The organism is Herbaspirillum sp. RV1423 (genome assembly GCF_000577615.1).
In the GTDB taxonomy this organism is placed as follows: Bacteria; Pseudomonadota; Gammaproteobacteria; order Burkholderiales; family Burkholderiaceae_D; genus Herbaspirillum.
The window spans coordinates 27,749-54,741 of sequence record NZ_CBXX010000018.1 but is presented as its reverse complement, the minus strand read 5'-3'; the positions used below and the strand labels follow the sequence as shown (position 1 = coordinate 54,741).

The 26,993-nt window shown below is 61.1% G+C and carries 22 protein-coding genes; 7 read left to right on the top strand and 15 right to left on the bottom strand.

The annotated features are described in order from the left end of the window. Positions 1 to 2: 2 nt before the first annotated feature. Positions 3 to 899, bottom strand: coding sequence for a tRNA glutamyl-Q(34) synthetase GluQRS (gene gluQRS / locus RV1423_RS16880; protein WP_034298849.1), 897 nt, complete (start codon positions 897 to 899; stop codon positions 3 to 5). Further along, positions 896 to 1,027, bottom strand: coding sequence for a hypothetical protein (locus RV1423_RS30840; RefSeq protein WP_255344215.1), 132 nt, complete (start codon positions 1,025 to 1,027; stop codon positions 896 to 898). Before RV1423_RS30840 ends, gluQRS begins: the two co-directional genes overlap by 4 nt. A gap of 210 nt (positions 1,028 to 1,237) precedes the next feature. On the opposite strand from RV1423_RS30840, the gene RV1423_RS16875 reads away from it, so the two are divergent. Beyond that, positions 1,238 to 1,813, top strand: coding sequence for a flavodoxin family protein (locus RV1423_RS16875; RefSeq protein ID WP_034298847.1), 576 nt, complete (start codon positions 1,238 to 1,240; stop codon positions 1,811 to 1,813). Between the two features lie 96 nt (positions 1,814 to 1,909). Here RV1423_RS16875 and RV1423_RS16870 read toward each other — a convergent pair whose 3' ends face one another. Beyond that, positions 1,910 to 2,800 carry a sulfurtransferase gene (locus RV1423_RS16870; RefSeq protein WP_034298845.1) on the bottom strand — a complete coding sequence of 297 codons (891 nt, stop codon included), beginning with the start codon at positions 2,798 to 2,800 and terminating at the stop codon, positions 1,910 to 1,912. 195 nt (positions 2,801 to 2,995) lie between these two features. On the opposite strand from RV1423_RS16870, the gene dnaE reads away from it, so the two are divergent. The 3 genes from dnaE to RV1423_RS16855 all read left to right on the top strand — a co-directional run bounded on the left by dnaE (position 2,996) and on the right by RV1423_RS16855 (position 8,920). Further along, entirely contained in the window at positions 2,996 to 6,454 is a 3,459-nt protein-coding gene (gene dnaE / locus RV1423_RS16865; RefSeq protein ID WP_034298843.1) for a DNA polymerase III subunit alpha, read from the top strand. Positions 6,455 to 6,466: 12 nt separating this feature from the next. Beyond that, positions 6,467 to 7,717: an O-antigen ligase gene (locus RV1423_RS16860; protein ID WP_034298942.1), complete on the top strand. Its 1,251-nt coding sequence runs from the start codon at positions 6,467 to 6,469 to the stop codon at positions 7,715 to 7,717. A gap of 75 nt (positions 7,718 to 7,792) precedes the next feature. Then, positions 7,793 to 8,920: a glycosyltransferase family 9 protein gene (locus RV1423_RS16855; protein WP_034298841.1), complete on the top strand. Its 1,128-nt coding sequence runs from the start codon at positions 7,793 to 7,795 to the stop codon at positions 8,918 to 8,920. Between the two features lies 1 nt (position 8,921). On the opposite strand, the gene RV1423_RS16850 is transcribed toward RV1423_RS16855, so the two are convergent. The 5 genes from RV1423_RS16850 to RV1423_RS16830 are packed head-to-tail and all read right to left on the bottom strand — an operon-like array spanning position 8,922 to position 15,157. Further along, complete coding sequence (locus RV1423_RS16850; RefSeq protein ID WP_034298839.1) at positions 8,922 to 9,977, bottom strand: glycosyltransferase family 9 protein; 1,056 nt, start codon at positions 9,975 to 9,977, stop codon at positions 8,922 to 8,924. A 42-nt stretch (positions 9,978 to 10,019) separates the two neighbouring features. Continuing rightward, complete coding sequence (locus tag RV1423_RS16845) at positions 10,020 to 11,018, bottom strand: glycosyltransferase family 8 protein (protein WP_155835138.1); 999 nt, start codon at positions 11,016 to 11,018, stop codon at positions 10,020 to 10,022. Next, a complete protein-coding gene (locus RV1423_RS16840) occupies positions 11,015 to 12,127 on the bottom strand; it encodes a glycosyltransferase family 9 protein (protein WP_034298837.1) in 1,113 nt (370 codons plus the stop codon). Before RV1423_RS16840 ends, RV1423_RS16845 begins: the two co-directional genes overlap by 4 nt. A 32-nt stretch (positions 12,128 to 12,159) precedes the next feature. Then, positions 12,160 to 13,896: a lipid A export permease/ATP-binding protein MsbA gene (gene msbA, locus RV1423_RS16835; RefSeq protein WP_034298834.1), complete on the bottom strand. Its 1,737-nt coding sequence runs from the start codon at positions 13,894 to 13,896 to the stop codon at positions 12,160 to 12,162. 43 nt (positions 13,897 to 13,939) lie between these two features. Then, the gene (locus RV1423_RS16830; protein WP_034298831.1) at positions 13,940 to 15,157 is read right to left on the bottom strand and encodes an O-antigen ligase; all 1,218 of its coding nucleotides are present in this window, start codon (positions 15,155 to 15,157) and stop codon (positions 13,940 to 13,942) included. Between the two features lie 353 nt (positions 15,158 to 15,510). On the opposite strand from RV1423_RS16830, the gene phbB reads away from it, so the two are divergent. From phbB to RV1423_RS16815, 3 genes are all read left to right on the top strand, one after another. Then, on the top strand, positions 15,511 to 16,233 hold the full coding sequence (gene phbB, locus RV1423_RS16825; protein ID WP_034298828.1) for an acetoacetyl-CoA reductase: 723 nt from the start codon (positions 15,511 to 15,513) through the stop codon (positions 16,231 to 16,233). Between the two features lie 29 nt (positions 16,234 to 16,262). Continuing rightward, a complete protein-coding gene (locus RV1423_RS16820) occupies positions 16,263 to 16,670 on the top strand; it encodes a bacteriohemerythrin (RefSeq protein ID WP_034298825.1) in 408 nt (135 codons plus the stop codon). 84 nt (positions 16,671 to 16,754) lie between these two features. Continuing rightward, positions 16,755 to 17,321 (top strand): phasin family protein, encoded by a 567-nt coding sequence (locus tag RV1423_RS16815; protein WP_034298821.1) that lies wholly within the window; start codon positions 16,755 to 16,757, stop codon positions 17,319 to 17,321. A gap of 115 nt (positions 17,322 to 17,436) precedes the next feature. Here the strand turns inward: RV1423_RS16815 and RV1423_RS16810 are convergent, their stop codons facing one another. From RV1423_RS16810 to RV1423_RS16780, 7 genes are read right to left on the bottom strand one after another with little or no spacing between them, the layout of a single operon-like run. Then, entirely contained in the window at positions 17,437 to 17,910 is a 474-nt protein-coding gene (locus tag RV1423_RS16810) for a universal stress protein (protein WP_034298819.1), read from the bottom strand. Between the two features lie 42 nt (positions 17,911 to 17,952). Continuing rightward, complete coding sequence (locus RV1423_RS16805) at positions 17,953 to 19,146, bottom strand: acetate/propionate family kinase (RefSeq protein WP_034298816.1); 1,194 nt, start codon at positions 19,144 to 19,146, stop codon at positions 17,953 to 17,955. Then, on the bottom strand, positions 19,143 to 20,561 hold the full coding sequence (locus RV1423_RS16800; protein ID WP_034298812.1) for a bifunctional enoyl-CoA hydratase/phosphate acetyltransferase: 1,419 nt from the start codon (positions 20,559 to 20,561) through the stop codon (positions 19,143 to 19,145). Before RV1423_RS16800 ends, RV1423_RS16805 begins: the two co-directional genes overlap by 4 nt. A gap of 46 nt (positions 20,562 to 20,607) precedes the next feature. After that, the gene (locus RV1423_RS16795; protein WP_034298809.1) at positions 20,608 to 21,750 is read right to left on the bottom strand and encodes an ABC transporter permease; all 1,143 of its coding nucleotides are present in this window, start codon (positions 21,748 to 21,750) and stop codon (positions 20,608 to 20,610) included. A gap of 1 nt (position 21,751) precedes the next feature. Further along, positions 21,752 to 24,511: a ribosome-associated ATPase/putative transporter RbbA gene (gene rbbA / locus RV1423_RS16790; protein ID WP_034298806.1), complete on the bottom strand. Its 2,760-nt coding sequence runs from the start codon at positions 24,509 to 24,511 to the stop codon at positions 21,752 to 21,754. Beyond that, positions 24,508 to 25,581, bottom strand: a complete 1,074-nt coding sequence (locus tag RV1423_RS16785; RefSeq protein ID WP_034298803.1) for an HlyD family secretion protein — start codon at positions 25,579 to 25,581, stop codon at positions 24,508 to 24,510. The genes rbbA and RV1423_RS16785 overlap by 4 nt, the downstream gene beginning before the upstream one ends. Next, positions 25,578 to 26,981, bottom strand: a complete 1,404-nt coding sequence (locus tag RV1423_RS16780) for an efflux transporter outer membrane subunit (protein WP_034298800.1) — start codon at positions 26,979 to 26,981, stop codon at positions 25,578 to 25,580. Before RV1423_RS16780 ends, RV1423_RS16785 begins: the two co-directional genes overlap by 4 nt. Positions 26,982 to 26,993 lie beyond the last annotated feature (12 nt).

Below are 26,993 nucleotides of genomic sequence, written 5' to 3'. Positions count from 1 at the left end.
CGTTAAGGCGAACCGGCCCTGAGACCCTCCAACCGGCGCCGCCATGCAGGCAGCGCCTGTTCCCAGAATGCGGCGACATCGGTCGCCGTTTTCATTTCCAGACCCAGAAACGCCGCCGCCTTGTGCAATTCATGCAACGGATGCGCCAGATCCAGCGCCTGCGCGCCATTCTGCTTCGATAGCTTTTCGCCGTCCGTATGGCGCACCAGCGGCACATGCAGATAAGTCGGCGTCGGATAGCCGAGCAAGTGCTGCAGGTAAATCTGGCGCGCCGTCGAATCCAGCAGATCGGCGCCGCGCACGATGTGCGTCACGCCCTGCTCGGCATCGTCGACCACCACTGCCAGTTGATAGGCCCAGAAGCCGTCGGCGCGTTTGAGCACGAAATCGCCCACTTCGCTGGCCAGATGCTGGCTTTGCCAACCCAGCCAGCGATCCATGAAACCGATTTGTTCCATTTCCTGCCCAGGATCGGGAACGCGCACGCGCAACGCGCCCGCAGTCTTGCCCGGCGCCAGTCCGTTGCGGCAGGTGCCGGGATAGATGGCGGCGCCGTCGGCGGCCACGCCCAGCCGCGAATCGGCGATTTCCTTGCGTGTGCAGCCGCAGGGATAGACATGATCGCCGAGCTTGTCGCAGGCATCGCGGTAATGCTGTCGGCGATGGCTTTGCACCAGCACCGGGCCATCCCAGCGCATGCCCAGCGTGTGCAGCGCGGTCTCGATGTCCTGCGCCGCACCGGCGACGGTGCGCGCCTCGTCGATGTCTTCGATGCGCAGCAGCCAGCGTCCGCCGTGTGTGCGTGCGTCGAGGTAACTGGCCATCGCCGCCGCCAGCGAACCGGCATGCAGCGGACCGGAGGGGGAGGGGGCGAACCGGCCGATGTAATGTGTCGTCATGTCGGGGCGGTGTTCAGCAGCGAGCGCTGGATTTCCGGTTGCGACAATTGCACCACCGCGGCAGCGGCGAAACTGTCCTTGCGGTCGATTATGTCCAGTATTTGCAAGGATTCCAGCGTCAGGTTCATGGAGGTCGGGCGCGATTGTTTAAATTTTCTGAACGATATGTTTAAATCCGTGGGCTTATTCCATCCCGATTGAGGCGATATAGTGTAGTCCGGCACCAGAAAATTTGTGTGAACGCGGCGCGCGGCGGAGGCAAGAGCGCTATCCTCCCCGATGCAGCAAGCGTTCGCGCGTTTTCCCGTCAGTCCATCCCATCCAACAAGGAAACCAACATGAGCAAAGTCGCCATCGTTTATCACTCCGGCTACGGCCATACCAAGAAGCAGGCCGAAGCCGTCCAGGCCGGCGCTGCATCCGCCGCCGGCGCATCCGTCGAGCTCATCGCCATCAACGCCGAAGGCAACATCGCCGACGCCGACTGGGCTACGCTGGCAGCCGCCGACGCCATCATTTTCGGTTCGCCGACCTATATGGGCACCGTGTCCTGGCAATTCAAGAAATTTGCCGACGCCAGCTCCAAGCCGTGGTTCACGCAACAATGGAAAGACAAGATCGGCGCCGCCTTCACCAATTCGGCGACCATGAACGGCGACAAGCTGTCGACCCTGCACTATCTGTTCACGCTGGGCATGCAGCACAGCATGATCTGGGTCGGCACCGGCATGATGCCTGCCAACTCCAAGGCGGCGCAGCGCAACGATATCAACTTCGTCGGTTCGTTCTCCGGCCTGATGGCGCAAAGCCCGTCGGATTCGTCGCCGGAAGAAGGCCCGCTGCCGGGCGATCTGGAGACCGCCAAGCTGTTCGGCAAGCGCGTTGCGGAAACCGCGGCCCAGTTCAGGAAGTAAGTCAGATCGGTTTCTCCCCGTGCAGTCGTTTCACCCTCCCCATGCAAAAAAACCACCGGACGACGGTGGTTTTTTTGTTTGGCCGGACGAACCGGATCAGGCTGCGGCGCCTGCGACCGGCGCAGCGGCCGCAGCAGTCGCCAGCTCCGGCGCGCAGTGCGGACAGGATTTGCCCGGGACGTAAGCCGGCGACAATTGCTCGCGCGGCGTCACCACGGCGCGGCAGGCGAAGCATTGCGCGGTCGCGGTTTCCTGCAATTGCGGATTGAGCGCGGTGCGGTAATCGAAGACGAAACAGTCGCCCTGGTAGTGCGCGCCGCCGACTTCCTCGAAGTACTTGAGGATGCCGCCTTCGAGCTGGTAGACGCTGTCGTAGCCGATGTTCTGCATGTGGATCGCCGCCTTTTCGCAGCGGATGCCGCCGGTGCAGAAGGTGACCACGGTCTTGTCGTTGAGCTCGTCCTTGTGGTCGGCGATGACTTGCGGGAATTCGGTGAACTTGCTGATGCGGTAATCGATGGTGTTCTCGAACGTGCCGACGTCGACTTCAAAGGCATTGCGCGTATCGACCATGACCACCGGACGGCCGGCGTCGTCGTGTCCCTGGTCCAGCCAGCGCTTGAGCGTCGTTGCTTCGACGAAAGGCGCGCGGCCTTCTTCGGGCTTGATCAGCGGATGCTTCATGGTGATGATCTCGGCCTTCAGCTTGACCAGCATGCGGTTGAACGGCTGATGCTCGGAATAGCTTTCCTTGACTTCGATATCCGCAAACCGGGCGTCGGCGCGCAGCCATGTCAGGAAAGCATCGATTGCCGCGCGTTTTCCGGCCAGAAACAAATTGATGCCTTCCGGGCTCAGGATGACGGTGCCGCGCAAATTGTGTTTTTGACAAAACTCCAAGAACACAGGCCGTTTTTCTACGGTGTCATTGAAAGTGATGAACTTGTAAGCAGCGATATTGACGTAAGAATTCTCGGTTTGTTGCATGGTGCTATTGCCTAAGTCTTTGAATTGACAGCATTATAAACTTCTCGCGAACCGTTCGCCGACAATTTGCGCCAACTATGATGCAGATCAAAATCAGGTCGTTTGGCATGTCGATCCGGGGCGAAGCGTGCGGCAGGCGGCTCGTCTGCAAATTCCACAAAAGACCCTTGTCATAGCACGGTAAAATATCGGGCTATGACTACACCGCAATTTGTTCATCTTCGACTCCATTCCGAATATTCCATCGTCGACGGTCTGGTCCGCATCGACGATGTCGTCAAAGCAGCCGCCAAAGACGGCCAGGCGGCGCTGGCGATTACCGACCTGGCCAATCTGTTCGGCATGGTCAAATTCTATAAAGGCGCGCGCGGCAAGGGCGTCAAGCCGATTGCCGGGTGCGATGTCTGGATTTCCAACGACGACGACCGCGACAAGCCTTCGCGCCTGCTGCTGCTGGTCAAGAACCATCACGGTTACCTGCAACTGTGCGACCTGCTCAGCCGGGCCTGGCTCACCAACCTGCATCGCGGCCGCGCCGAATTGCGTCCGGAATGGCTGGAACAGTTGCGCCACGAAGACGGCGGCAACGGCCTGATCGCCTTGTCGGGCGCGCATTTCGGCGACGTCGGCACCGCCATCGAAAATGGCAACATTGCCGCGGCTGAACGTTGCGCCCAGCGCTGGAGCGAGATTTTCCCCGGCGCGTTCTATATCGAAATCCAGCGCGCCAACCAGCCCAACATGGAAGTCCAGGTGCGCCAGGCGGTGGCCCTGGCGGCACGTTTGCAATTGCCGGTGGCGGCGACGCATCCGATCCAGTTCCTGTCGCAGGAAGAATTCATCGCCCACGAAGCGCGCACCTGCATCGCCGAAGGCGAGATCCTGGCAAACGCGCGCCGCGTGCGCCGCTTCAACGAACAGCAAAACTTCAAGACCCAGGCGGAGATGGCAGCACTGTTCGCCGATTTGCCGGGCGCCGTGCAGAATACCGTCGAGATCGCCAAGCGCTGTAACCTGACGCTGACGCTGGGCAAGCCCAAGCTGCCCGATTTCCCGACGCCGGACGGCATGACCATCGACGACTTCCTCGTGGCCGAAGCCAAGAATGGACTGGAAGGGCGCCTGCATCACCTGTTCCCCGATGAAACCCGGCGCGAGAAAGAACGGCCGCGCTACGAGGCACGCCTCAAGTTCGAAACCGACACCATCATCAAGATGGGCTTCCCGGGTTACTTCCTGATCGTCGCCGACTTCATCCAGTGGGCCAAGAACAATGGCGTGCCGGTCGGTCCGGGACGCGGTTCCGGCGCGGGTTCGCTGGTGGCGTATTCGCTGCTCATCACCGACCTCGACCCGCTCGCATACAACCTGCTGTTCGAACGCTTCCTCAATCCCGAGCGGGTATCGATGCCCGACTTCGATATCGACTTTTGCCAGGAAGGGCGCGACCGCGTCATCCAATACGTGAAAGACCGCTACGGCAAGGATGCGGTCTCGCAGATCGCCACCTTCGGCACCATGGCGGCCAAGGGCGCGGTGCGCGACGTCGGCCGCGTGCTCGACCTCGGCTACAACTTTTGCGACGGCGTATCCAAGCTGATCCCGTTCAAGCCGGGCAAACTGGTGACGATCGCCGACGCCATCGAAGAAGAACCGTTGCTCAAGGAGCGCCTGGAAAACGAGGAAGAGGTCAAGCAGCTCCTCAATCTGGCCCAGCAGGTCGAAGGCATCGCCCGCAACATCGGCATGCATGCCGGCGGCGTGCTGATCGCGCCGGGCAAGCTGACCGACTTCTGCCCGCTCTATACCCAGGGCGGCGACGCCGGCGTGGTGTCGCAATACGACAAGGACGACGTCGAAGCCGTGGGCCTGGTCAAGTTCGACTTCTTGGGCCTCACCACGCTGACCATCCTCGACCGCGCCGTGCGCTACATCAAGCAGCTCGACCCGGAGATGGCCGATTTCGACCTCGCCAGGCTGCCGCTCAACGACCGTGCTTCCTACGAACTGCTGACCAAGGCCAAGACGGTCGCCGTGTTCCAGTTGGAAAGCCGCGGCATGCAAGGCATGCTCAAGGATGCGCGGCCCGACCGCTTCGAAGACATCATCGCGCTGGTGGCGCTATACCGTCCAGGTCCGATGGACCTGATTCCCGATTTCTGCAAACGCAAGCACGGCGAGAAATTCGACTACCCCGACCCGCGCACCGAAGGCATCCTGTCCGAAACCTACGGCATCATGGTGTATCAGGAGCAGGTGATGCAGATGGCGCAGGTCGTGGGCGGCTACTCGCTCGGCGGCGCCGACTTGCTGCGCCGCGCGATGGGCAAGAAGAAAGCGGAAGAAATGGCGGAGCATCGCCAGATCTTCCGCGAAGGCGCCGCCAAGGACGGCCTGTCGCAGGAGAAGGCCGACGAAATCTTCGACTTGATGGAAAAGTTCGCGGGCTACGGCTTCAACAAATCGCACGCCGCCGCCTACGCGCTGCTCTCGTATCACACCGCCTACCTCAAGGCGCATCACCCCGCCGCGTTCATGGCAGCCAACTTGTCGCTCGCGCTGGACGACACCGACAAGATCAAGATTCTGGTCGAAGACGCGCTCGACGTGTGCGGCCTGACCCTGCTGCCGCCCGACATCAACCTGTCGGATTACCGTTTCACGCCGGTCGGCGAACCGGGCAAGAAGGCCGTGCACATCCGCTACGGCCTGGGCGCGGTCAAAGGCTCCGGCCAGAGCGCGATCGAGGCGATCATCGCCGCGCGCCAGGATGGTCCGTTCAAGGATTTGTTCGACTTCGCCAAACGCGTCGACAAGCGCCAGATCAACCGCCGCACCATCGATTCGCTGATCCGCGCCGGCGCCTTCGATTGCTTCGGTGAAGACCGCGCGGTGCTGCAAGCCTCGGTCGGCCTGGCCTGGGAAAATGCCGAACAAGCCGAAGCATCGGCCAACCAGGTAAGCTTGTTCGGCGGCGACGACAGCGATCTCGAAGCGCCGCTGGAATACGTGCAGGTGCGCCACTGGACCGACAAGCAGCGGCTGACGGAGGAAAAGGCCGCTCTCGGTTTCTACTTGTCCGGCCACCTGTTCGACGCTTATGAAAAGGAAGTGCGCCAGTTCGTGCGCACCAAGATTTCAAACCTGGAGCCGTCGCGCGATCCGCGTTCGCTGGCGGGCATCATCGTCGCCATCCGTGTGCAGATGACCCAGCGCGGCAAGCTGCTGATCGCCACACTCGACGACGGCACCGGCGTAGTCGACGTCACGGTGTACAACGAACTGTTCGAACCCAACAAGAGCATCTTCAAGGAAGACGAACTGCTGATCGTGCAGGGCAAGGTATCGGAAGACCGCTTCTCCGGCGGCCTGCGTATCTCCGCGGAAAAAGTCATGGACATCGGCGCCGCCCGCATTCAGTACGGCCAGCGCATGGTGGTGTCGCTGAACAAAAGCGTCGACCCGGCGTACCTGCGCGACACGCTGTCATCCTATCGTCAGGAGCAGGGGCTACCATTCGTGATGAAATACGTCCGGTCCGGCGTCGGCTGCGAAGTCATGCTGGGAGATGCATGGCGCGTGGTGCCGAGCGACGGCTTGCAGTTGTCGCTGCGGGAGTCGTTTGGGCAGGAAGCGGTTGTGGTTGAGTATTGAATGAAGACAATAATGAAACGAATACCCTTGTCCGCAGGGATTGCTTGGATCGCTTTTTCTTCCTTTTTCTGTTTCGCTCTCGTATCAAGCAAAATCGGAAACATAAGTTTCTATCTATTGATGTTGCTGGCGTTGACGCACGCTTGGACCATAAGAAAAAATGGTCCGATGCTGGGGCGATGGTGGGGGCAATATAAGTGGCTTTATGTATCCGTCGCCGGTATGGCGATTGCTATTCTGGCACATGAAATTAATCAGGGGACGGTGCAGATACGTTCCTATGACAATGCGTCGAGACTGGCCCTGCTCGGCGTTCTCACTTGGGCAGCATTACTGATGCCTATTGGTTACCTTAAAAGTCTGCGCTGGACTTTTGTTATCGGCACCGTACTTGCAACGATCAAATTATGTATTGCGACAGATTTTGGACATTATCGTGAGGGTGTAATTGATTTTGTGCCCATTATTGCGTATTCGCAATTAGCCTTGCTGCTGGCCGTATTTGCTCTTCTGTCAATTGTTTGGTCACGTCATTTCCAGGTTTTCAAGGCAATTCCGTTGGCTGCCACAGGATTGGTCGGACTTTACAACATCTATATTTCTCAAACCAGGGGAGCCTGGATTGCCATTCCTGTTCTTGTTGTGCTTGCTTGTATAACGCTCTTTAAGCAGGTGAGCATGCTTAAAGCGATGCTTTGGTCTGCGCTAATTGCCGTGTTTATGGTTGCCGCTTTCAGCACGACAAATATAGTTCGTTCACGGTTCGATCAGGCCGTAAGTGACATTCATCTTTATGCAGAAAAGAAGAATCTCGATACGTCTATCGGAACGCGTTTTCAATTGTGGAATGCATCATGGATTCTGTTTAAAAAAAATCCATGGTTCGGCGTTGGGCAAGACAATTTCCCGAAGGCCTTGGCGAGCTTGTCAGAACGAGAAATTATCACTCCAGAGGCTGCGACCTATCCTCATTCCCACAATGAAGTGTTGTTCAACATGGCGACGCTCGGCATATTTGGCCTTTTGGGCATTCTGGCGATCTATCTGGTTCCTATTTATTACTTCCTCAGGGAACTCCGGCATCAGGATCGTCAGGTAAAAGCGACCGCCGCCATGGGGCTTGGCCTTTGTTTGGGATATCTGGTGTTCGGATTGGTCGACGTCATGTTCATGTGGCGTATTTGCGATATTTTCTACGCGATGTCTATCGCTATCTTTTTGGCATTCATCATTCGGAGGAAAGAAGAGTTGTGCGATGTGTAGTATTGTCGGCTTCAGGGAGGCTGTTCATGCATATTCTTCAATCGAGCGTCTGCTTGCGTCGGGCATAGGCAGGCCATGACCGATCAGTTGATTTCTCAGGACACTTTGCGCAAAGCCGACAAAATTCTTTTTGTTGCGCATCTTGCCTTGGGCGACTTCACCTATATGGAAAGTTGCTTCAGAGCTTTCCAGCAAACCTATCCACATATTCAGATCGACCTTTGGGTTGATGAACTCAGGCGTACCTGGGATTTCAGGCAATGGGCAGCCCTCAGAAAATATTCGTTGTTCGATTGGCTGGACGTCAGTCCTTGTTTTCATAAAGTCTATAAGGAAACTTATAGCCCGTTTGTGTTTGCGCGCTCGTTGCGTGAAGCGAAACAGCAAAATTATCCTATCGTGGTGTCGTTTGGATTGTCTCGCCGCACGTTCTATGCACGGTTGGTGCGCAAGTTGAATCCGGACGCCGTGACCGCCGCGATCGCCAAACGCTACAAATCTTACGATATCGTCAAACGACATGTCTTCGAAAACATCGATGTGCGTCTTGTCGATCATCCAGAGGGGGCGACGCATGTCAGCGATATCTATGCATCATGGTTTCAGCGGCTGTTCGGCTTGAGGATAGGGGCGGAGGAACGGTTCCCGCAAATGGATATTCCCGATAGATGGCGTACCGATGCGCTGCATCATCTGCAGCAGTGGGGGATCGTCGATAAGGCCCGGCGCCGGAACCGTGTCATATTCGTGAATGCATTTTCCAAACAGGATGAGCGTTCTTGGCCGGTGGAGAAGGCGCTGAGCCTGGTCGAAGCGATGAGACAGATGAATCAATGGCGCGACAATGATTTCATCGTCAATACGGTTCCTGAAAAATGGGATGAAACCGAGGCAATCATGGCGCGTCAGAAAATTCTTTCGAACGTATTCCTATTCAGCGCCCGCGACAATTTTTTTCAATTGCCCGCTGTACTGGAACAGTGCGACTTGATCATTTCGGTCGAGACAGCCGTGATGCATCTTGCCAACGCGGTTCATGTTCCCGTCGTTGCATTGATGCGGCAGTTGACGCCAGAGTGGGTACCCATTGACAGGCAAAATAGCCGCGTTGTGATGACGGAACAGCGCGACCATTGGGTGCAGCAAATCGATCTGGAACAAGTGATTGCCGCTTTGCCTGATCCCGCGCAGATGACTTGGTAAATTACGCCCTCGCTTGAATGCGAGGGCCTGCGGCTTTTTCCTCAATCCATCCCTGCACCACTTCCATCACCGCATCAGGCGTAATCGCCCGCATGCAATCACAAGTGAGTTGCTCGGTCTTGCTGCAACCGACGCAACTTTCCTCCGACACGCAAAGATTGACGGCCCGTTTGCCGATTGCGGCCCAGCGGCCGGGATGCATCGGGCGTGTCGGCGGAAACAGGCCGAGCGTGCGCTGGCCAATGGCGGCAGACAGATGCAGCGGGCCAGTGCCGCTGGCGATCAGGGCGTCCGCCTGTTTGATGAAGCTCGTCAACTGCGCCAACGTCTGGGTGCCGCAGATATTGCTGACGTTGGGCAGGCCGACCAGTTCTCCGGTGTTCTGCTCCAGCCATTCGCCTTCCTTGGCGCTGCCGGTCAGCCAGACATGCACATCGGGTTGCGCGGCCAGTTGCTGCGCCAGCGCCAGATAATATTCGACCGGCCATTCCCTGCCGTGGCCGTTGGACTTGGTGTGCAGGATCAGGTTGAAGGCATACGGTTTCAACAAGGCTGAACTGGTAGGGTCTTCCGGAATGCTGAAGTGATACAAATCTGGAATGTCGGCGCGGTCCGGGACGCGGACGTCGCCGTAGGGACGAAGAAACTCGAAATTGATCTGAGCCTCGTGGTTTTCCGATAGTCCCTTGCTGAAACGCACGCGGCGATTGCAATAAAACAATTGATAAAGCTTCTGGCGCGCGTTGCCGATGCGATGGCGGATGCCGGCGCGGAATGCGGCGACGGCGAGCGGTCGGTCGGGCTGGGCCAGGATCACTGTGTCGATGTCCGAGTTCTTGAGGTAGCCGACCAGGTCGTCGCCGATTTTTTCGATCTCGACGACCTCATCGATGTCGTCGCAATAGCGGACAACTTCCGCGGCATAGGCGCGGCAGAGCAGGGTGATCCTGACGCCCGGATTGAGTTGTTTCAGGCGGGCCGCCATCGGCAGCGTCAGGACGACGTCGCCGATGTTGTCCTGGCGGCTGATGAGAATGTGAGAGCTGGTGACAGGCATATCTGATATTCGATTGACGATTGTTGCGAGGTCCGTGACGGATTACTTGCCCGCGCGCTTGCGCAGATACCGGATATACCACTTCAGACTTTCCAGCGGCCGTCCCTGGCGATACATGAAGCGCGAATGCATGCGCATTTCCTTGCTGTTCTTCGGTTCCGGGTCGAGCGGCATGTCGGCCCAAGGCGATAGCATCAGGTATTTGCGGAATAGCTGGCGCGCATCGTGGCCGCTCCAGTCGGTCCAGGGTTTGACGGCACCGGCGAAGTGGATGAACACGGCCTTGCCGACCGGACGCAGGGCGAATTTGTTGACGTTGAGGTCGTGGATCAGGTCGTACAGGTAATTCCAGCGCGGCGAGATGTAGCGCGCGCGGCCGTTGAGCACGATGTTGAGCGCGTCCTGGTCGTTGAAGCGCATGTCGGTCTTGCTGTCGAGCAGCGCGTCCAGCGTCTGCTTCGTGATGTCCTCGGATATCCACTTGTCGATGTTGATGAAGATCACGCCGCCGTTGAAGTATTCGTTGTGCTTCAGGCCGAGCGCGGCGACGCGGCGCTGTAGGGTGACCGGCGCATCCGGCACCACCACGGCGATGTCGTCGCTGATGTCCATGTCGATCAGTTCGTCGAGCTTGTTGACGCACAGGATGTCGGCGTCGAGATACAGCACGCGGTCGGTCTGGCCCTGCAGCACGGTCGGGATCACCAGCCGCGTGAAAATCGACAGCGAGTAGTGCGAGTGGCCGATGAAATGCGAAAACTGCTTGAACGACGCCAGGTCGAGCAAATGCAGTTGCGTGCTGACCGGGTACATTTGCTCAAGCTGCTTCAGGCGGCGCTGGTGGTCGTCGGACACTTCAAAGGCCAGCACATGGAATGTGAAATGCTGGCCCGGATTGTTGTCGATGATGGACGCGATGGTGCCGCCCATCGCGCGGAAGTAATTATTGTCGACGCAAAAGGCGATATGGAAGGATGGCTTGCCGTTGCTGCCCACGGGCGCGATTTGCTGACTCGCTGGCTGGTTCAGTGGCTGATTCATTGGATGGCTTTCATGACTTGTTCGACGGTGACGGCTTTGACCCAGTCGCGGCGATTGGGGGCGGTGATGACGGTGCTGTTGGCGCGGTCGATCGGCACCCATTCCGGATTCTTCTGGCGCATCAGCGCGATCACCGGCACATGCACCGCATTGGCCAGGTGCATGACCGCGGTTTCCACCGAAACGATCAGATCGCATTGTTCCAGGATGGCCGGCAACTGGAAGAAATTCTCTTCGGCGCTGAACAGTTCGGTGCGTTCCAGCTTGTAGTTGCCGATGATCTGGCGCGCATGCGCCAGTTCCTGCGGGACGGCATTGACGATGAAGCTGCTGTCGCGCCAGGCGTCCTGCTTCTTCATGGCGATGATCAGTTCGGCGACATGTTCCAGCAGCCAGCAGCGCTTTTTGGTCTTGGCGTAAGAATTGATGAAAACCAGCTTGCCTTGCTTGCCGTCAGCAGACGCGAAGCCCCAGGCAGCCAGTTTGTCTTGCGCGTACTGCCGCCATTGCGGCGGAATATCGACGAACGGAAAGCGTTCCGCCGCGCTCACCTCAAGTCCGCTGAGCTGATGGAACCAGTGCGCATACACGTCGCTGATGTGCTGCGGATTGCTGCGGTCGACGCTGTACGGCGGGATCGATGCGTCGAGCTTGCGATAGGCCAGTTGATGATGCGGCTGGTAGAACTTCACGCGCTTCTTCATGCCGATCACCAGTCCGTCCGGGCTGATGCTGCGCGCCAGGCCGGCATACAGGTGCGGCCGCAGCGTCGCCAGCGAGACCACGATGGGATAGTGCTCCTGCCGCGCTTCGAGGATCGATTGCTGGTATAGCGCCGGACTGTAGGTGCGGGTGTAGATCTTGTCGAAGAACGGGCAAGCCGCGACCCAGTCGTACAGCGCGTACTTTTCCAGATATTTCCATTGCGCGGCGTCGCTGGTGCGACGGACTTCATCGACCCACAGATGGACTTTCAACTGCGGATTGGCGCGAGCGAAAGCCTGGAAGAAATTCTGCAGGTAGGTGAAGTCACCCAGCGCCAGGTGGGCGATGAACAGGATCTTGTCCGACTTCTTCAGCAGCGCTGGCGGTATCAGTGTTTCTGGCATGGTTGACGGTGATGATCGTTGTTCCGACGACGTCAGTCGGCTTGTTGCGAAAATTGCAAACGGTAGAGATTGGCGTACACGCTTTCGTTGGCCAGCAGTTGCTGATGGCTGCCGACTTCGACGATCTGGCCGTGCGACAGCACCACGATGCGGTCGGCGCGCTCGATGGTCGACAGGCGGTGCGCGATCACGAAGGTGGTGCGGCCTTCCATCAGACGGTCCAGCGCGGCCTGCACGGCGCGTTCGGATTCCGTGTCGAGTGCCGACGTGGCTTCGTCGAGGATCAAGATGGGCGCATCCTTGTAGATCGCGCGGGCGATCGCCACGCGCTGGCGCTGGCCGCCCGACAGGCGCGAGCCGTTGTCGCCGATGCGGGTTTCCAGTCCTTCCGGCATGCCTTCGACGACATCGGTCAGGTGCGCGGCAACCACGGCGGCGCGCACGCGTTCGGGATCGGGCCTGGCGTCGCCGTAGGCGATGTTGGCCGCCAGCGTGTCGTCGAACAGCACGGTGTTCTGGCTGACCATGGCGATCTGCCGGCGCAGGCTGGTCAGCGAAATCGATTCAATCGGCTTGCCGTCCAGCAGGATCTTGCCGCCGGTGGCGGAATAGAAACCGGGGATCAGGCTGACCAGCGTCGACTTGCCGCCGCCCGACATGCCGACGAAGGCGATGGTCTCGCCCGGCTGCACGCTCAGGTTGATTTTCTGCAGCGCCAACTGGCTGTGGCCGGGATACGAGAAGTCGACATCGACCAGTTCGAGCTTGCCGGAACTGCGCGTGGCCAGCGTTTCGCCGCCGGTGCGTTCGACGGGCTTGTCGATCAGGAGATAGACCTCTTCCGCCGCCGCCATGCCGCGTTGCAACGGGCCGTTGATTTCGGCCAGTTGCTTGAGCGGCGCCAGCAGCATCAGCATCGCGGTGAGGAAGGACACGAAGCCGCCCACGGTGATCTGGCCGTTGCCCGACTGGATCAGGGCCATCACGATCACGATCGCCACCGCGCAGGCGGTCATCAGTTGCGTGATCGGCACCGTGGCGGAAAACGCGGTCGTCATGCGCATGGTGTAACGGCGCAGGTTTTCGGCGCGCTCGTGGAAGCGGCTTTTTTCGTATTCCTGGCCGCCGAAGATCTTGATCACTTGCTGGGCGCGGGTGGTTTCTTCGATGACCTGGGTCAGTTCGGCATTGACCGCGAGCGAATCGCGGTTGAGCTTTTTCAGGCGCTTGCCGGTGGTGCGCACGACGACGGTCACCAGCGGCAGCAGCACCAGCGTGACGATGGTCAGCACCCAGTTCAGGTACAGCAGCCAGGCCAGCAGGCCCAGCACCGTCAGCGCCGAGCGTACGATGGAGATGAACACCTTGGTAACCATGTCGATGATCTGTTGCACTTCGAACATCATCGAATTGATCACCTTGCCGACCGTATTGGTCGCATAGAAATTGATCGGCAGGTCCAGCATGCGCGCAAACATCTGGCGGCGCAGTTCATTGAGGATGCGCGTCGAGACCCAGGTCATCATGTACGAGCTGGTGAACGTGGCGATGCCGCGGATGAAGAAGATGCCGATCACTGCCGCCGGCACCAGCCACAGCGAGAAGGTCGGCTTGCCGACGAAGCCCTTGTCCAGCAGCACCTGAAAGATGTAAGGCACCACCGGTTCGGTCGCCGCGGTGACGATCATGGCCACGAACGCCAGCGCCAGGCGTTTCCGGTAAGGCCAGTGCAAGGCCGCGAGCCTTTTCATATTGGACGACAAAAACATGTTGTTCCTTACTGATTGCTGCAAATGAAAATGCAATGGGCGATCATGCCGCGGCCAGCCGTTCCCGAGCGCGCAAACCGGCCCAGAGGATGACCGTCATGAAGGCAAAAATCATAACGCCGTTATTGTGTGTCAAGAACGCCTGCGTCAGGCCGAACGTCAGATAACTTGCCGCCAGCAGCGTGCCGCCCAGCGCGTAGCCGCGCACCGCGCCGTCGCCATGCTTCAGGCGGCGCGCAAACAGGGCCAACGGCGCCAGGTAGAGCAGCAGCACCGCCAGCAAGCCGGGCAGGCCGCGCTTGACCAGCGCGTCCAGGTATTCGTTATGCAGGTGGGTGTGTTCCTCGATGGACGGCGCGGCCAGTCCCTGACGGACCAGTTCGGCCTTGCGGTCGAACATGCCCTGTTTGCCCCAGCCGGCCAGCCAGTGTCCTGGCAGCATGGCGACGCCGGTGCGCCACATTTCAAGGCGTGCGCCGACGGATGAATCGGCGTTGCCGTTGGCGAGGTAGTCACTCGCTTCGACAACTGCGGACTGAGTGCGCAGTTTCAGCCCCGATTGCGGCACGGCCCACAGCACGGCGAACACGGCGCAGACGGCGATGGCGCCGCCGCGCAACAGGCGCTTGCCGAGAACGCCGCCATGATGGATGGCGAGGATAGACAGGCAAACCGGCAGCGCCAGCCAACTGCCGCGGCTGCCGGTAAACAGCGAACCGGCGATGCCGAGCATGGCGCCGGCGCAGAGCGTTGCCATCCACGCAAGGCGATGGCTCCGGTTTGCGGCCCAGGACAGGCCGCACAGGCACAATACGCCGAGGACCATGCTGATATTGCCGTATTGAATCGGATTGGTGGTGCCGCCGGCGCGCATATCGCCGCCGACGAAAAACTGCCAGCCGGCGAACAGCCCGGCGCCGATCGCGCCCAGCGTCAGGCCGGACCAGAACGCCGCTGCCCGGGGCGGGTAGGCGATCAGCAGCAACAGCGCCGGAATGGCCAGCGCAAAACGCAGCGGCGCGTCATATTCGCGGGCCGGCGCGGCATGTACGAGGTTGGCGGTGGCGTTGATCAGGAAATACACGCACAGCGCGGCGATCAGCAGGTAATCCGGCCGCTCCAGCCGGAACGATGCGGGACGCCGGTGCAACAAGACCAGACTTCCGAACACCAGCATGGCCGCACCCAGCGAAAAGCCGCTCGCCGCCACCAACGCAATGGCGGAGAACAGAAACACGGCGACAGAGGTGAATACAACCATCCAGGCAGTCCTTGGCGGGCCTGATTTCGCCCGCAAGGACGCGGTCAGGCCGCAAATCGGAGAAACCGCACATTGTAATGCAATGGCGGGCCGAATTGACCTGCGCCGGGTGTAAAGCCGGCATCTGATGGTGTTGTCACAAAAATAATTATCCGAGATGCCGTCGGTGTTTTTCAACGCCATGTCGGTTGCCGCTGCCTGGCGAAATTGCGAGTGCGGCTGGCGAGCAACCCAATTCTTTTTCGCGAATTGCGGCCCTTTGATGTGGATCAAATGTCTGTACAGGCTTCGTACTACATTTCACATATGGAGATAGTTTCTTTCGTATGCATTTTTTTTGAGGGCAGACATTTATGAAAAAAGTCGCATTGGTCACAGGCGGCACCAGAGGATTGGGCGCGGCGATTGCGCTCGCCTTGCAATCGGCGGGATACACCGTTGCCGCGGTCTATCATAACAACGCCAACGCTGCGCAAGTGTACAGGGAAGCCACCGGCATTCCGGTTTTTCGCTGGGACGTTGCCGATTACGCCGCATGCCATGAGGGCGTCCAGAAAGTCGAGAGCGAAATCGGGCCGATCGACATTCTGGTCAACAATGCAGGGATCACCAGCGACGCCATGCTGCATCGCATGACGTCGGAGCAATGGCAGGCGGTCGTCGGCACCAACCTCGGTTCGGTTTTCAACATGTGCCGCAACGTCATCGACGGCATGCGCGAACGCCAGTTCGGCCGCATCATCAATATCAGTTCGGTCAACGGCCAGCGCGGACAACTGGGCCAGACCAACTATGCCGCCGCCAAGGCCGGGATACTGGGCTTCACCAAATCGTTGGCCTTGGAAAGCGCGCGCAAGAACATCACCGTTAACGCAATTGCGCCTGGATATTGCGATACGGAAATGGTGGCTGCCGTGCCGAAAGACGTGCTGGACAAGATTGTCGCCACGATCCCGGTCGGACGCCTGGGCTCCGGGCAGGATGTCGCTAGGCTGGCGCTGTTTTTGGCCGGCGACGACGCCGGTTACATCACGGGCGCAACTTTCGACGTCAACGGCGGACAGTTCATGGCGTGACGCCGCCGGATTCAATGAAGGAGTCAACGATGGAACAACTTACCTGGTCGCCGGCACTGTCTCTGGGCATTGCCGAGATGGACAATGCGCACAAGGCATTGATCCAGGAGCTCACCGACATCATGCAGGTTCCCGACCATGAATTCGCGGCGAGCTTGCAGCGCATTGTCGATTTGCTGGAAACCGATTTCCGCGAAGAGGAAGAATTGATGGAAAAGATCGGTTATGCGGATTTGCGTGCGCATCGCGAAGACCACGCCGAACTTCTCAGCACCTTGCATCATGTGGTGCCAAAGGCCATGAGCGGCGACTATGTACTGCCGCGCCAGGTCCTCGCCATGCTGCCCCAATGGTTCTTGGGACATCTGGTCAAGATGGATGCGGCGCTCGTGAAGGCGCTCAACCTGGCAGGCGCGCAGCCGGTCGAGCATGATTAGAACTCATTTCAATAGGCATGAGTGCGAGCCAAAAGGAACGCAACCGACCGTAGCGCAAACGATCACCAACCAAAGGAGTGTCCCATGTTCTCATTTCCCACGATGCAGGTTCCATACGACGTCAATAGCCTGATCAATTCCGAATTGCGTTTGTACAATGCCGTCACGGCCAATGCCTTCGACGTCACGCTCAGGATCGCCGACCTGAACCTCTATGCGCTGAAGCAGGCGATGGAAAGCTGGACCGCAAAGACCGAAAAACTGGCCAACGCCGATCACACCGATCAAAAAAGCATGCCTGCATGGCTGGATATCGGCCATCTCAAGAACGACATCGAAAACGCCACTGCTTACGGCCAGCAGATGACCAAGATCATGCTCGACCTGCAAGGAGAATTTGCAAAGATTGCCCAGCAGCGTGCCGCGGGTCTGTTGCAAAAGAATACTGCGGCGACAGGCGGCGGCACCGGCGTGCAGAATGGCGGCGAGTCGGCGATGGCCTTCATCCGCACCATGGTCGACCAGGCCAGCAAAGGCTATACGCAATGGACCGCGAATGCGCTGCATGCGATGGAGTCCATGGATGCCGATCTGGCCCATGCGGGCGGTGCAAAAGAAGCTGCCCCGGCAAAACCGCGCTCCCGCAAATAAGCGCAGCAAGAGTTGCCAAACGCTGCCAACCGTCTCCAAATGGCGCTGCCGGCATTGACGAAAATGTATCGTCGATGCCGGCAGCGTTTTATCATTCGTCCTTCTACGCTTGCTTCTATGCTTCGCTCGCCGGTTTGATCGGAACGCGATACTTCACCAGCAACACCGGCACCGGCGATGTGCGCGCGACCTGCTCGGCGTCGCTTCCCATCACAAAACGCCGCATCCCGCGCCGTCCATGCGTGCCGATCACGATCAGGTCCGCTTCCGTCGCAACGGCGCGCTCGACGATGATGTCGGCGACGCGGGCGCCCAGGCTTTCCCTTATTTCGGTGTCGACGTCGATGCCTTTCGCCTCCAGCATCGCGCGATGGCGCGCCAGCATTTCTTCTGCCTCCTGAAGCGCGAGCGGCCTGATGGTGCTGATGTAGACCTCCGGCTGCTCGAAGCCGTTGCTGTATGTCGCCATGTCCAGCACGTGCAGCAGACGCACCTGCGCCTTGCACAATTGGGCAAGGCTGCAAGCTTCATGGACGGCCTGTTCGGCAGTCGTGCTGCCATCGAGAGGAACCAGAATATGTTTGTACATGATATTGCTCCTTGATGAAAAAGTGATCGGGGAAGGTCTGCTTCAGTGGCCTGCCGCCAGCTCCGGCAAGAGGGAATACGCATGGCGGGCCGCCATCCATTCTTCATTGGTGGCTTCGACCGCCACCGCGACGCGGCTCGGCGGCGCAGAGATCGTGGCGGCGTGCGCCAGGTTCGCCTGCGCGTCCAGCTTCAGATTCAGGAACTGCAGGCCATCGCAGACCCGGGTGCGGATTTCGGCATTATGCTCGCCGATGCCGGCGGTGAACACCAGCATGTCGAGGCCGCCCAGCACCGCCGCCAACGCGCCGATTTCGCGCACGATCCTGCGGACATAGAGCGCCAGCGCATCGTGCGCGCGCGCGTCGCCGCTTTCCGTCAGCAGCAGTGCACGCGGGTCCGAAGATGTGCCGGAAATACCGAGCAGGCCCGACTCGTGATACAGCAGATGGCCCAACTGCGGCAGCGACAGTTTTTCCGTTTCCATGAGATACAGCAAGGCGCCAGGGTCCAGCGCGCCGCAACGCGTGCCCATCATCAGGCCGTCCAGCGCGGAAAATCCCATCGTCGTCGCCACGCTGCTCAAGCCTAGCATGCCGCACAGGCTGGCGCCGCTGCCCAGATGCGCCACGACGGTGCGGCCGCGCGCCGCGTCGCCGTGGCGTTCGGCCAGCGCGATGGACATGTATTCATACGACAGGCCGTGGAAACCATAGCGCCGCACGCCGCGTTCCCAGGCGGAATAGGGCAGCGGCAGCATCTGTTCGACGCGCGGCAGGGTGTGGTGGAAGGCGGTGTCGAAGCAGGCGATCTGCGGCAGTTCGGGACGGTCGGCCAAGAGGCTCTCGACAGCTTCCAGCGCGAACGGCTGATGCAGGGGCGCCAGCGGGATATAGCTGCGCAGGTCGGCCAGCACCTGCAGGTCGACCCGCACCGGGGAAAAATATTTGGCGCCGCCATGCACGACACGATGCACCACCGCGACCAGTTCGCCGTCGCCGATGCGCTCAATGGTGCGCTGCCGGATGTGCAGCAGGGCGGCGTGGTAAGGCTGTTCGGCATCGACCGGCAAGGCCTCGACGGTGGCGTCGGAAGTCTCGAACGTCGGCGCCTCGCCGGTGATGCCGTCGGCCTTGCCGCTCCACAGCGGCACGCGTTGCGCCGGCGACGCCGTGTCGAACAGCGCGAACTTGATGCTCGACGAACCGCAATTAAGAACCAGGATCAGTTTGCTCATGATGTCGTCCTCTTTGCGGTCTTTCTTTCCCGGTCGGTCAGCAGCAACGCCAGGGCGCAGGAGGCGATCCGCGATTCGCGCGAATCGGCGCGGCTGGTCAGGATGATCGGCACCGTGGCGCCGAGCACGATGCCGGCGCTGGCGGCGCCACCCAGATATTCCAGTTGCTTGGCCAGCATGTTGCCGCTTTCAAGGTCGGGCACGACCAGGATATCCGCGCGGCCGGCTACCTCCGAGGTAATGCCCTTGATGCGCGCCGCTGCCGCCGAAATGGCGTTGTCGAACGCCAGCGGGCCGTCCAGTATCGCGCCGGTGATCTGGCCGCGGTCGGCCATCTTGCACAGGGCCGCCGCGTCGAGCGTGGCGGGCATGTGCGGATTGACGGTTTCCACCGCCGCCAGGATCGCCACGCGCGGTTGCGCCACGCCGATTGCCTGGGCCAGGCCGATGGCGTTGCGCACGATGTCGGCTTTTTCGTCCAGCGTCGGCGCGATATTGACGGCCGCGTCGGTAATGATGAAGGGACGCGGATAGGCCGGCGTCTGCATCAGGAAGCAATGGCTCAGGCGCCGGCCGGTGCGCAGTTCCGGCTTCGCCAGCACGGCCGACATCAGTTCGTCGGTATGCAGGCTGCCTTTCATGAGTGCAGCCGCCTCGCCGTCGGCGACCAGGGCGACCGCATGCGCCGCGGCCGCGTGGCTGTGCGGCACGTCGTCGATGCGCAGCGCGGAGATATCCAGGCCGGCGTCGGCGGCAACCATTTCCAGTTTGGCGCGCGGGGCGACCAGGATGGGATCGATCAGCCCGGCCGCATGCGCATCCAGCGCCGCCGACAGACTCAATGCATCGCAAGGATGCACAACCGCGGTCGTCACCGCGCCCATCGGCCGCACATGTTGCAGCAGCCGCAGCAAGCCGTTGTCGCCGGCGGTCAGCCTGACCTCGGGCAAGGTGCTGCGCGGCATCGAAATGCGTTCCGTGGGCGCGATCACCTCGGCCTGGCCCTCGACCACGGTGACGCCGCCCTGGTTGACGCAGGAACAGGCCAGGGTCAGCCGCTTGCTGGCTTCGTCGCGTTCGGCGATGCGCACGCGCACGGTCAGCGTGTCGCCGATGCGCGCCGGGGCGAGGAACCTCAGCGTTTGTCCCAGATAAACGGTGCCCGGTCCCGGCAGGCGGGTGCCGAGCAACGCAGAGATGAACGCGCCGCCCAGCATGCCGTGGGCGATCACGCCGTGAAAACTGGTGGAAGAGGCGAATGCGGCATCCAGGTATTGCGGATTGATGTCGCCCGACAAGATGGCGAACAGTTGGATATCTTCCGCGGTCAGCGTGCGCTCGACGACGGCTTCGTCGCCGATGGCGATTTCATCGAAGACGCGATTTTGCACGAGTGCCAGATCGTTGGTGTCCATAGACTTCTCCCGATTCCATAAAACGAAAACGCCAATGCCGCGCACTTCAGGCCATCTGGCTGATGGTCTTGCGGAAACGCGTCAACGAAGCAAAAAACAACAGCGCGCCGATCACCAGGATGGTCAGCATCTGCGGCCAGACGACAGTAATTCCGGCGCCGCGGTACAGGATTCCCTGGGCGGCGGAAACGAAATGCGTGGTCGGCGCCGCCAGCATCAGGTCCTGCACCAGCACCGGCATGCTCTCGCGCGGCGTCGAACCGCCCGACAGCAATTGCAGCGGCAGCAGGACCAGCACCAGCAACATGCCGAACTGCGGCATCGAACGCGCCAGCGTCGCCAGGAAAATACCCATCGAAGTCGTGGCGAACAGGTGCAGGGCCGCCACCAGCAGGAACAGTCCTATCGACCCTTCTATCGGCACTTGCAACGCGCCCTGGACGATGAACAGCAATGCCGCCGCCGCGGCGATCAGGACCACCAGGCCCATCGACCAGATCTTGGCCAGCATGATCTCCATCGGCGTCACCGGCATCACCAGCAGATGCTCGATGGTGCCGTGTTCGCGTTCCCGGATCAGCGCGGCGCCGGTCAGGATGATGGACAGCATGGTGACGTTGTTGATGATCTCCATCAGCGCGCCGAACCACGCGCGTTCGAGGTTGGGGTTGAAGCGGGTGTGCAGCACCAGTTCCACGGGCAAGGGCGCCGCGCCGCGGTAGCGCTGCAGGAATTCGGTGACCTCCGCGTTGATGATGTCGAGGATGTAGGCGTTGCCGGTGAACGCCTGGCTCATGCGCGTGGCGTCGACATTGAGCTGCGCCGTCGGCGAACGGCCCGCCAGGACGTCGCGCTGGAAATCGGGAGGGATGTCGAGCACGAATGTGTAATTGCCGTTGTCCATGCCGACATCCATCTGGTTCAGCGAGATCATGTCCGGCGTCTTGAAATAAGGCGGATAAAAGCTGGCGGCGATGCGCGCCGACAGGGGTGAGCCGTCTTCGTCAACGATGGCGATGGCGGCATGATGCAGGCTATCCGGCATGGCGGTGGCGGCGACATAGATCGATACGGTGAAGGTGTAGACGATCAATACCAGCATGATCGGGTCGCGCGCCAGGCTCCACAATTCCTTGACGCCGAGGCGGGCGATGTTGGCAAGGGAGCGCAGGGACAGGGCGGTTGTCATATCAACCCTCCTGCTTTTTCAGCAGCATCACCGACAGGCCGAGGATCACTGGTACGGCGATCAGCAGCGCCTGGAACGACGGCCACAGGCCGGACAGGTCGAGCGCCTTGTTGAAGATGCCGCGGCTGATGGTGAGGAAATGCGATGCCGGATAGACCCGTCCGATCAGCGCGCCGACGCCTTCCAGCGACGACACCGGATTGAGCAGGCCGGCAAATTGCACGCAAGGAATGATGGTGCCGATCATCGTGACGAAGATGGCCGCGATCTGGCTGTTCGTAAATGTCGACGCCAGCAGGCCGAAACCCGTGGAACAGATGACGAAGATCAGCGCCGCCAGCGACAGCGCCGCGAAACTCCCCTTGATCGGCACGTCGAACACGGTCACCGCCAGCAAGGCCAGCAGCAGGAAGTTGAGCATGCCCAGCACCACGTAGGGAAACTGCTTCCCGAGCAGGAATTCGCTGCGCGTGACCGGCGTCACATAAAGATTGATGATCGATCCCAATTCCTTTTCACGCACGATCGACAGCGCCGTCAGCATCGCCGGGATCATCATCAGCAGCATCGGAATGACGGCTGGCACCATGGCCGGCAGGCTTTTGACGTCGGGATTGTAGCGATAGCGCGTCTCGACCGAGCTGGCCGAGACCGGACGCACGCCAAGCCGGCGCGTCGACATGTCGACCAGCCACATCTGGTGCATCGCCTGCACATAGCCGCGTATCGTTTCGGCGCGCATGGGCATGGAACCGTCGACCCAGGCGCCAATCTGCGCCGAGGCGCCGCGTTCCAGGTCGCGGCCGAATCCCGGCGGGATCTCGATGGCCAGCGACAGCTCGCCGTCGCGCATGCGGCGGTCGAGATCGCCGTAATCGACGATCGGCGCCTTTTCGATGAAGTAGCGCGAGCCGGACAGGTTCAGCGCATAGCTCTGGCTCAGCGCCGTCTGATCGCGGTCGAGCACGGCGTAGGAGAGATTCTCGACATCCAGGCTGATGCCGTAGCCGATGATGAACATGAGGATCGCCGTGCCCAGCAGGGCCAGCGTCGCGCGCACCGGGTCGCGTTGCAGCTCCAGCGTTTCGCGCAAGGCATAACTGTAGGCCCGGCCGAAGTGGAAACCGAAACGTCTCGTGCGCGCAGGCTCGCCGGCGACGACGGGTGGATCCCCGACGGCTGCCGGCTGGTCGGATTGCTGATCGCCGTCGGCTTCCTTCAGATAGCTGATGAAGGCCTGTTCCAATGTCGCCGAGCCGCGTTGCCGCACCAGTTCGTCCGGACTGGCGCTCACCAGGACGCGCCCGGCATGCATCAGCGAAATCCGGTCGCAGCGCTCGGCTTCGTTCATGAAATGCGTGGAGATGAAGATCGTCACATGATCGTTGCGCGCCAGATCGATCATCAATTGCCAGAACATGTCGCGCGCCACCGGATCGACGCCTGACGTCGGCTCGTCGAGGATCAGCAATTCCGGCCGATGCACCATCGCCACCGCCAGCGAAAGACGCTGGCGCACGCCCAGTGGAAGCCGTTCAGGCAATTCGTCGAGAACCGCGACCAGACCGAATCGCTCCGCCATTTCCGTCACGCGCGCAGGGATATCGTCTGCCGGCACCTGGAACAGGCGGGCGTGCAACACCAGGTTTTGCCGCACCGACAGCTCGCCGTACAGCGAAAAGGACTGCGACATGTAGCCGACCCGGCGCCGCGTGGCAATGTCGCTGCTGTCGACTTCATGGCCGAACAGCCAGGCCTGGCCTTCGCTGGCGGGAATCAGGCCGGTCAGCATTTTCATCGTGGTCGACTTGCCGCAACCGTTGGAGCCGAGGAAACCGAAGATCTCGCCGCGCCGTATGCGGAAATCGACATGGTCGACGGCGACGAAATCGCCGAAGCGCATCGTCAGTCCCTTGGCTTCAATGGCGATTTCATCTTTCTCCGAAGCCTGCAACGGCGGCACCACGACGGCGCGGTGATTGCGTCGTTTCTGCTCCGGCAGCAAGGCGATGAAGGCGGTTTCCAGCGAGGCGGCGCCGACGCGTTCGCGCAATTCGCGCGGCGTGCCGGTGGCCAGCACCTTGCCGTCGTCCATCGCCACCAGCCAGTCGAAGCGGTCGGCTTCTTCCATATAGGCCGTGGCGACGATGACGCTCATACCCTCGCGTTCGGCGCGGATGCGCTCGATCAGTTCCCAGAATTGCGCGCGCGACAGCGGATCGACGCCGGTGGTCGGTTCGTCGAGGATCAACAGATCGGGATCGTGGATCAGCGCGCAGCACAAGCCGAGTTTTTGCTTCATGCCGCCCGACAGCTTGCCGGCCGGGCGCGACAGGAAGGGCTTCAGTCCGGTGCTGCCGGTCAGTTCATCGATGCGGCGGCGGCGCGTGGCGGCGTCGTGTCCGAACAGCCGTCCGAAAAACTGCAGGTTTTCCTCGACCGACAGCGTGGGATAAAGATTCTTTCCCAAGCCTTGCGGCATGTAGGCGATGCGTGGGCAGGTGTCTTCTCGGTGACGCTTGTCGGCCATGCTGCCGCCGAGCACGTCGACCTGTCCCTGCTGGAGCCGGCGCGCGCCGGCCAGCAGGGACAACAGGCTGGATTTGCCCACGCCGTCGGGACCGATCAGCCCGACCATCTGTCTGGCCGGAATCGCGAGGTTGATGTCGGCGAGCGCCTGTGTCTTGCCCAGCAACAGGCTGACGCCTGTCAGGCGGGCGACGGGCGCCGGCGCTTCAGCGTTGCCGCTGTCGGGATTCACTGTGGTACCTTCACTGCCAGTTCAGGCGGCCAGTCGGGTTGCGCGCCGAGCTTGACCCAGGCGACGCCGGGCAAACCGGTCTTGACCAGTTTCAGGTGTTTCGCCAGGAGATCGGGAGCGATCTGGGCCTTCACGCGAAACATCAGTTTCTGGCGTTCGCTGGCCGTTTCGACCGTCTTGGGCGTGAACTGCGCCGTGCTGGAAACGAACGATATCTTGGCCGGGATTACGTATTGGGGCGCGGCATCCAGGATCAGCCGCACGTCGCTGCCGATGGCCAGCTTGCCGGCGACTGTCTCGGGCACGAAAAACGTCATGTAGACGTCGCTCAGATCGACCAGGTTGAGCACCTTGCCGCCGGCGCCGAGCACTTCCCCGGGCTGGGCCACGCGGTATTGCACGCGGCCGCTGCGCGGCGCATTCAGCACGCTGTCGTCGATGTCCGCCTTGATGCGGGCGACGGTGGCGATGGCGGCGGTCACCGTGGCGTCGGCGCCGACGACCTGGGTACGCGCCGCATTGATTGCCGCCATTGCCGCCCTGGATTGGGCCTGGGCCGCCACCAGCGCGGCCTGCATGCCGCGCACGCGCGCGCGGTCGTCGTCGACTTCCTGGATCGACGATGCCCCTTCCAGCACCAGCGTTTCCGAGCGCGCCAGACGCCGCCGCGCGGCATCGAGTTCGCTCTCGCGTTGCGCCACCTGCGCCTCGGTAGCCTGCCAGTCGCTTTCGCGCACCGCCACCTGCGCCTGCGCGCTGGCGACCGCCGATACGGATTGCTGCTGCCGCGCAACCGCCTCGTCGCGCTGCGCTTCGAGCGTCTGGATCTGCATGTGCGCAAGCGGCTGGCCGGCACTGACGAAGTCGCCTTCGTTGACCAGAATGTCCTCGATCCGTCCGCCCAGTTTCGCGGCGACGTCGATTTCCGTGGCTTCGATCCGGCCGTTGCCGCTGGCGAAATTGTCGCCCGGACCGTCAGCGCGCAAGCGCTGCCAGCCGTACCAGGCCGCTGCCAGCAACGCCAGCGCCAGGCAGGACAGAATCAGTTTGCGGGACGGGGAGATGCTCATGATGGGTTATCCGAAGTGGTCTTGTTGTCGAGGCCGTCGTCTTCCGCACCGCCGCCGATGGCGGCATACAGGCTGACGCTGCTGGTGGCGACGGCGCGTTGCAGTTGTACCAGTTGCTGTTGTGCGGTCAGCAGGTCGCGCTGCGCATCGAGCACTTCCAGGAACGCCGCCGCACCGTTGTTGTAGCGCAGCACCGACAGGCGCGCGCGTTCCGACTGGGCCGCCAGCGTCGCCTGGGCGATTTCCACCTGGCGGGTCAGCCAGCGGTGTGCGGACAAGGCGTCCGAGACATCGCGAAAGGCGCTTTGAACGGTTTTTTCATAGGTGGATACGGCGATGTCCCGACGCGCTTCGGACAGGCTGAGGTTGTTGCGGCGCAGGCCGCCGTCGAACAGCGGCAGGGAAAGCGATGGCGAAAATGCCCAGGCGCGGCTGCCGGAACCGAACAAGCCATCCAGTTCGGCGCTGGCGGTGCCGATCGAGCCGGTCAGGGCGATACGCGGGAAAAATGCCGCGCGCGCTGCGCCGATGTTGGCATGCGCCGCCTTGAGCCTGTGTTCCGCGGCGACGATGTCGGGACGGTTGGTCAGCAGGTCCGACGGCAGGCCCGCGCGCGGACCGGCCGGCATGTCGACTGCCGACAGCCGCTGCTGCAATATTGCAGTCGGCAGTGTACTGCCGGCCAGCAAGGTCAACCGATGCACCTGCGTTGCACGATCTTGCTCCAGTTGCGCCACCAGCGCCTGGGCCTGGGTCAGCAGCACTTCCACCTGGCTGAGGTCGAGGCGCGAGGTCGAGCCGACGTCAACGCGGCGTGAAAAGATGCGATAACTTTCCACGCGGCTGGCGAGCGTCTGGCCGGCGAGGAACAGCCGTTCGTTCAGTTCGGACAACGTCAGGTAAGAGATTGCCACTTGTGCAACAAGGTCGATGCCGACTGCGCGCCGCGCCGCATCGGTGGCGAGATAGTTTTCCAGCGCGGCATCCTTCAGGCTGCGCACGCGGCCCCAGAAATCGAGTTCCCAACTGGCCATGCCCAGGCCGACCTGGTATTGGCTGCCCACCAGCGGTTTTCCTGTCAGGTTGAGATCGGCCGGCACGCGTGAACGATCGACTTCGGCTTGCGCGCCGATCGACGGAAATTCGGCCGCGCGTTCAATGCCGTAGGCGGCGCGCGCCTCGTCGACCCGCGCCACGGCGACCTGCATGTCGCGGTTGTTGCGCAGCGCCAGCGCGATCAGCGATTGCAGGCCCGCATCCTGAAAATAGCCGCGCCATCCTGCCGTTGCGGCCTCGTACGGCTCGCCTGCATCGTTTTCGGCATAGGTTGCGGAAACCGGCAACGCCGGGCGCGTATAGGTCGGCGCCAAGGAAACGCAAGCCGTCAGTTGCAGGCTCATGACGAGGACGGC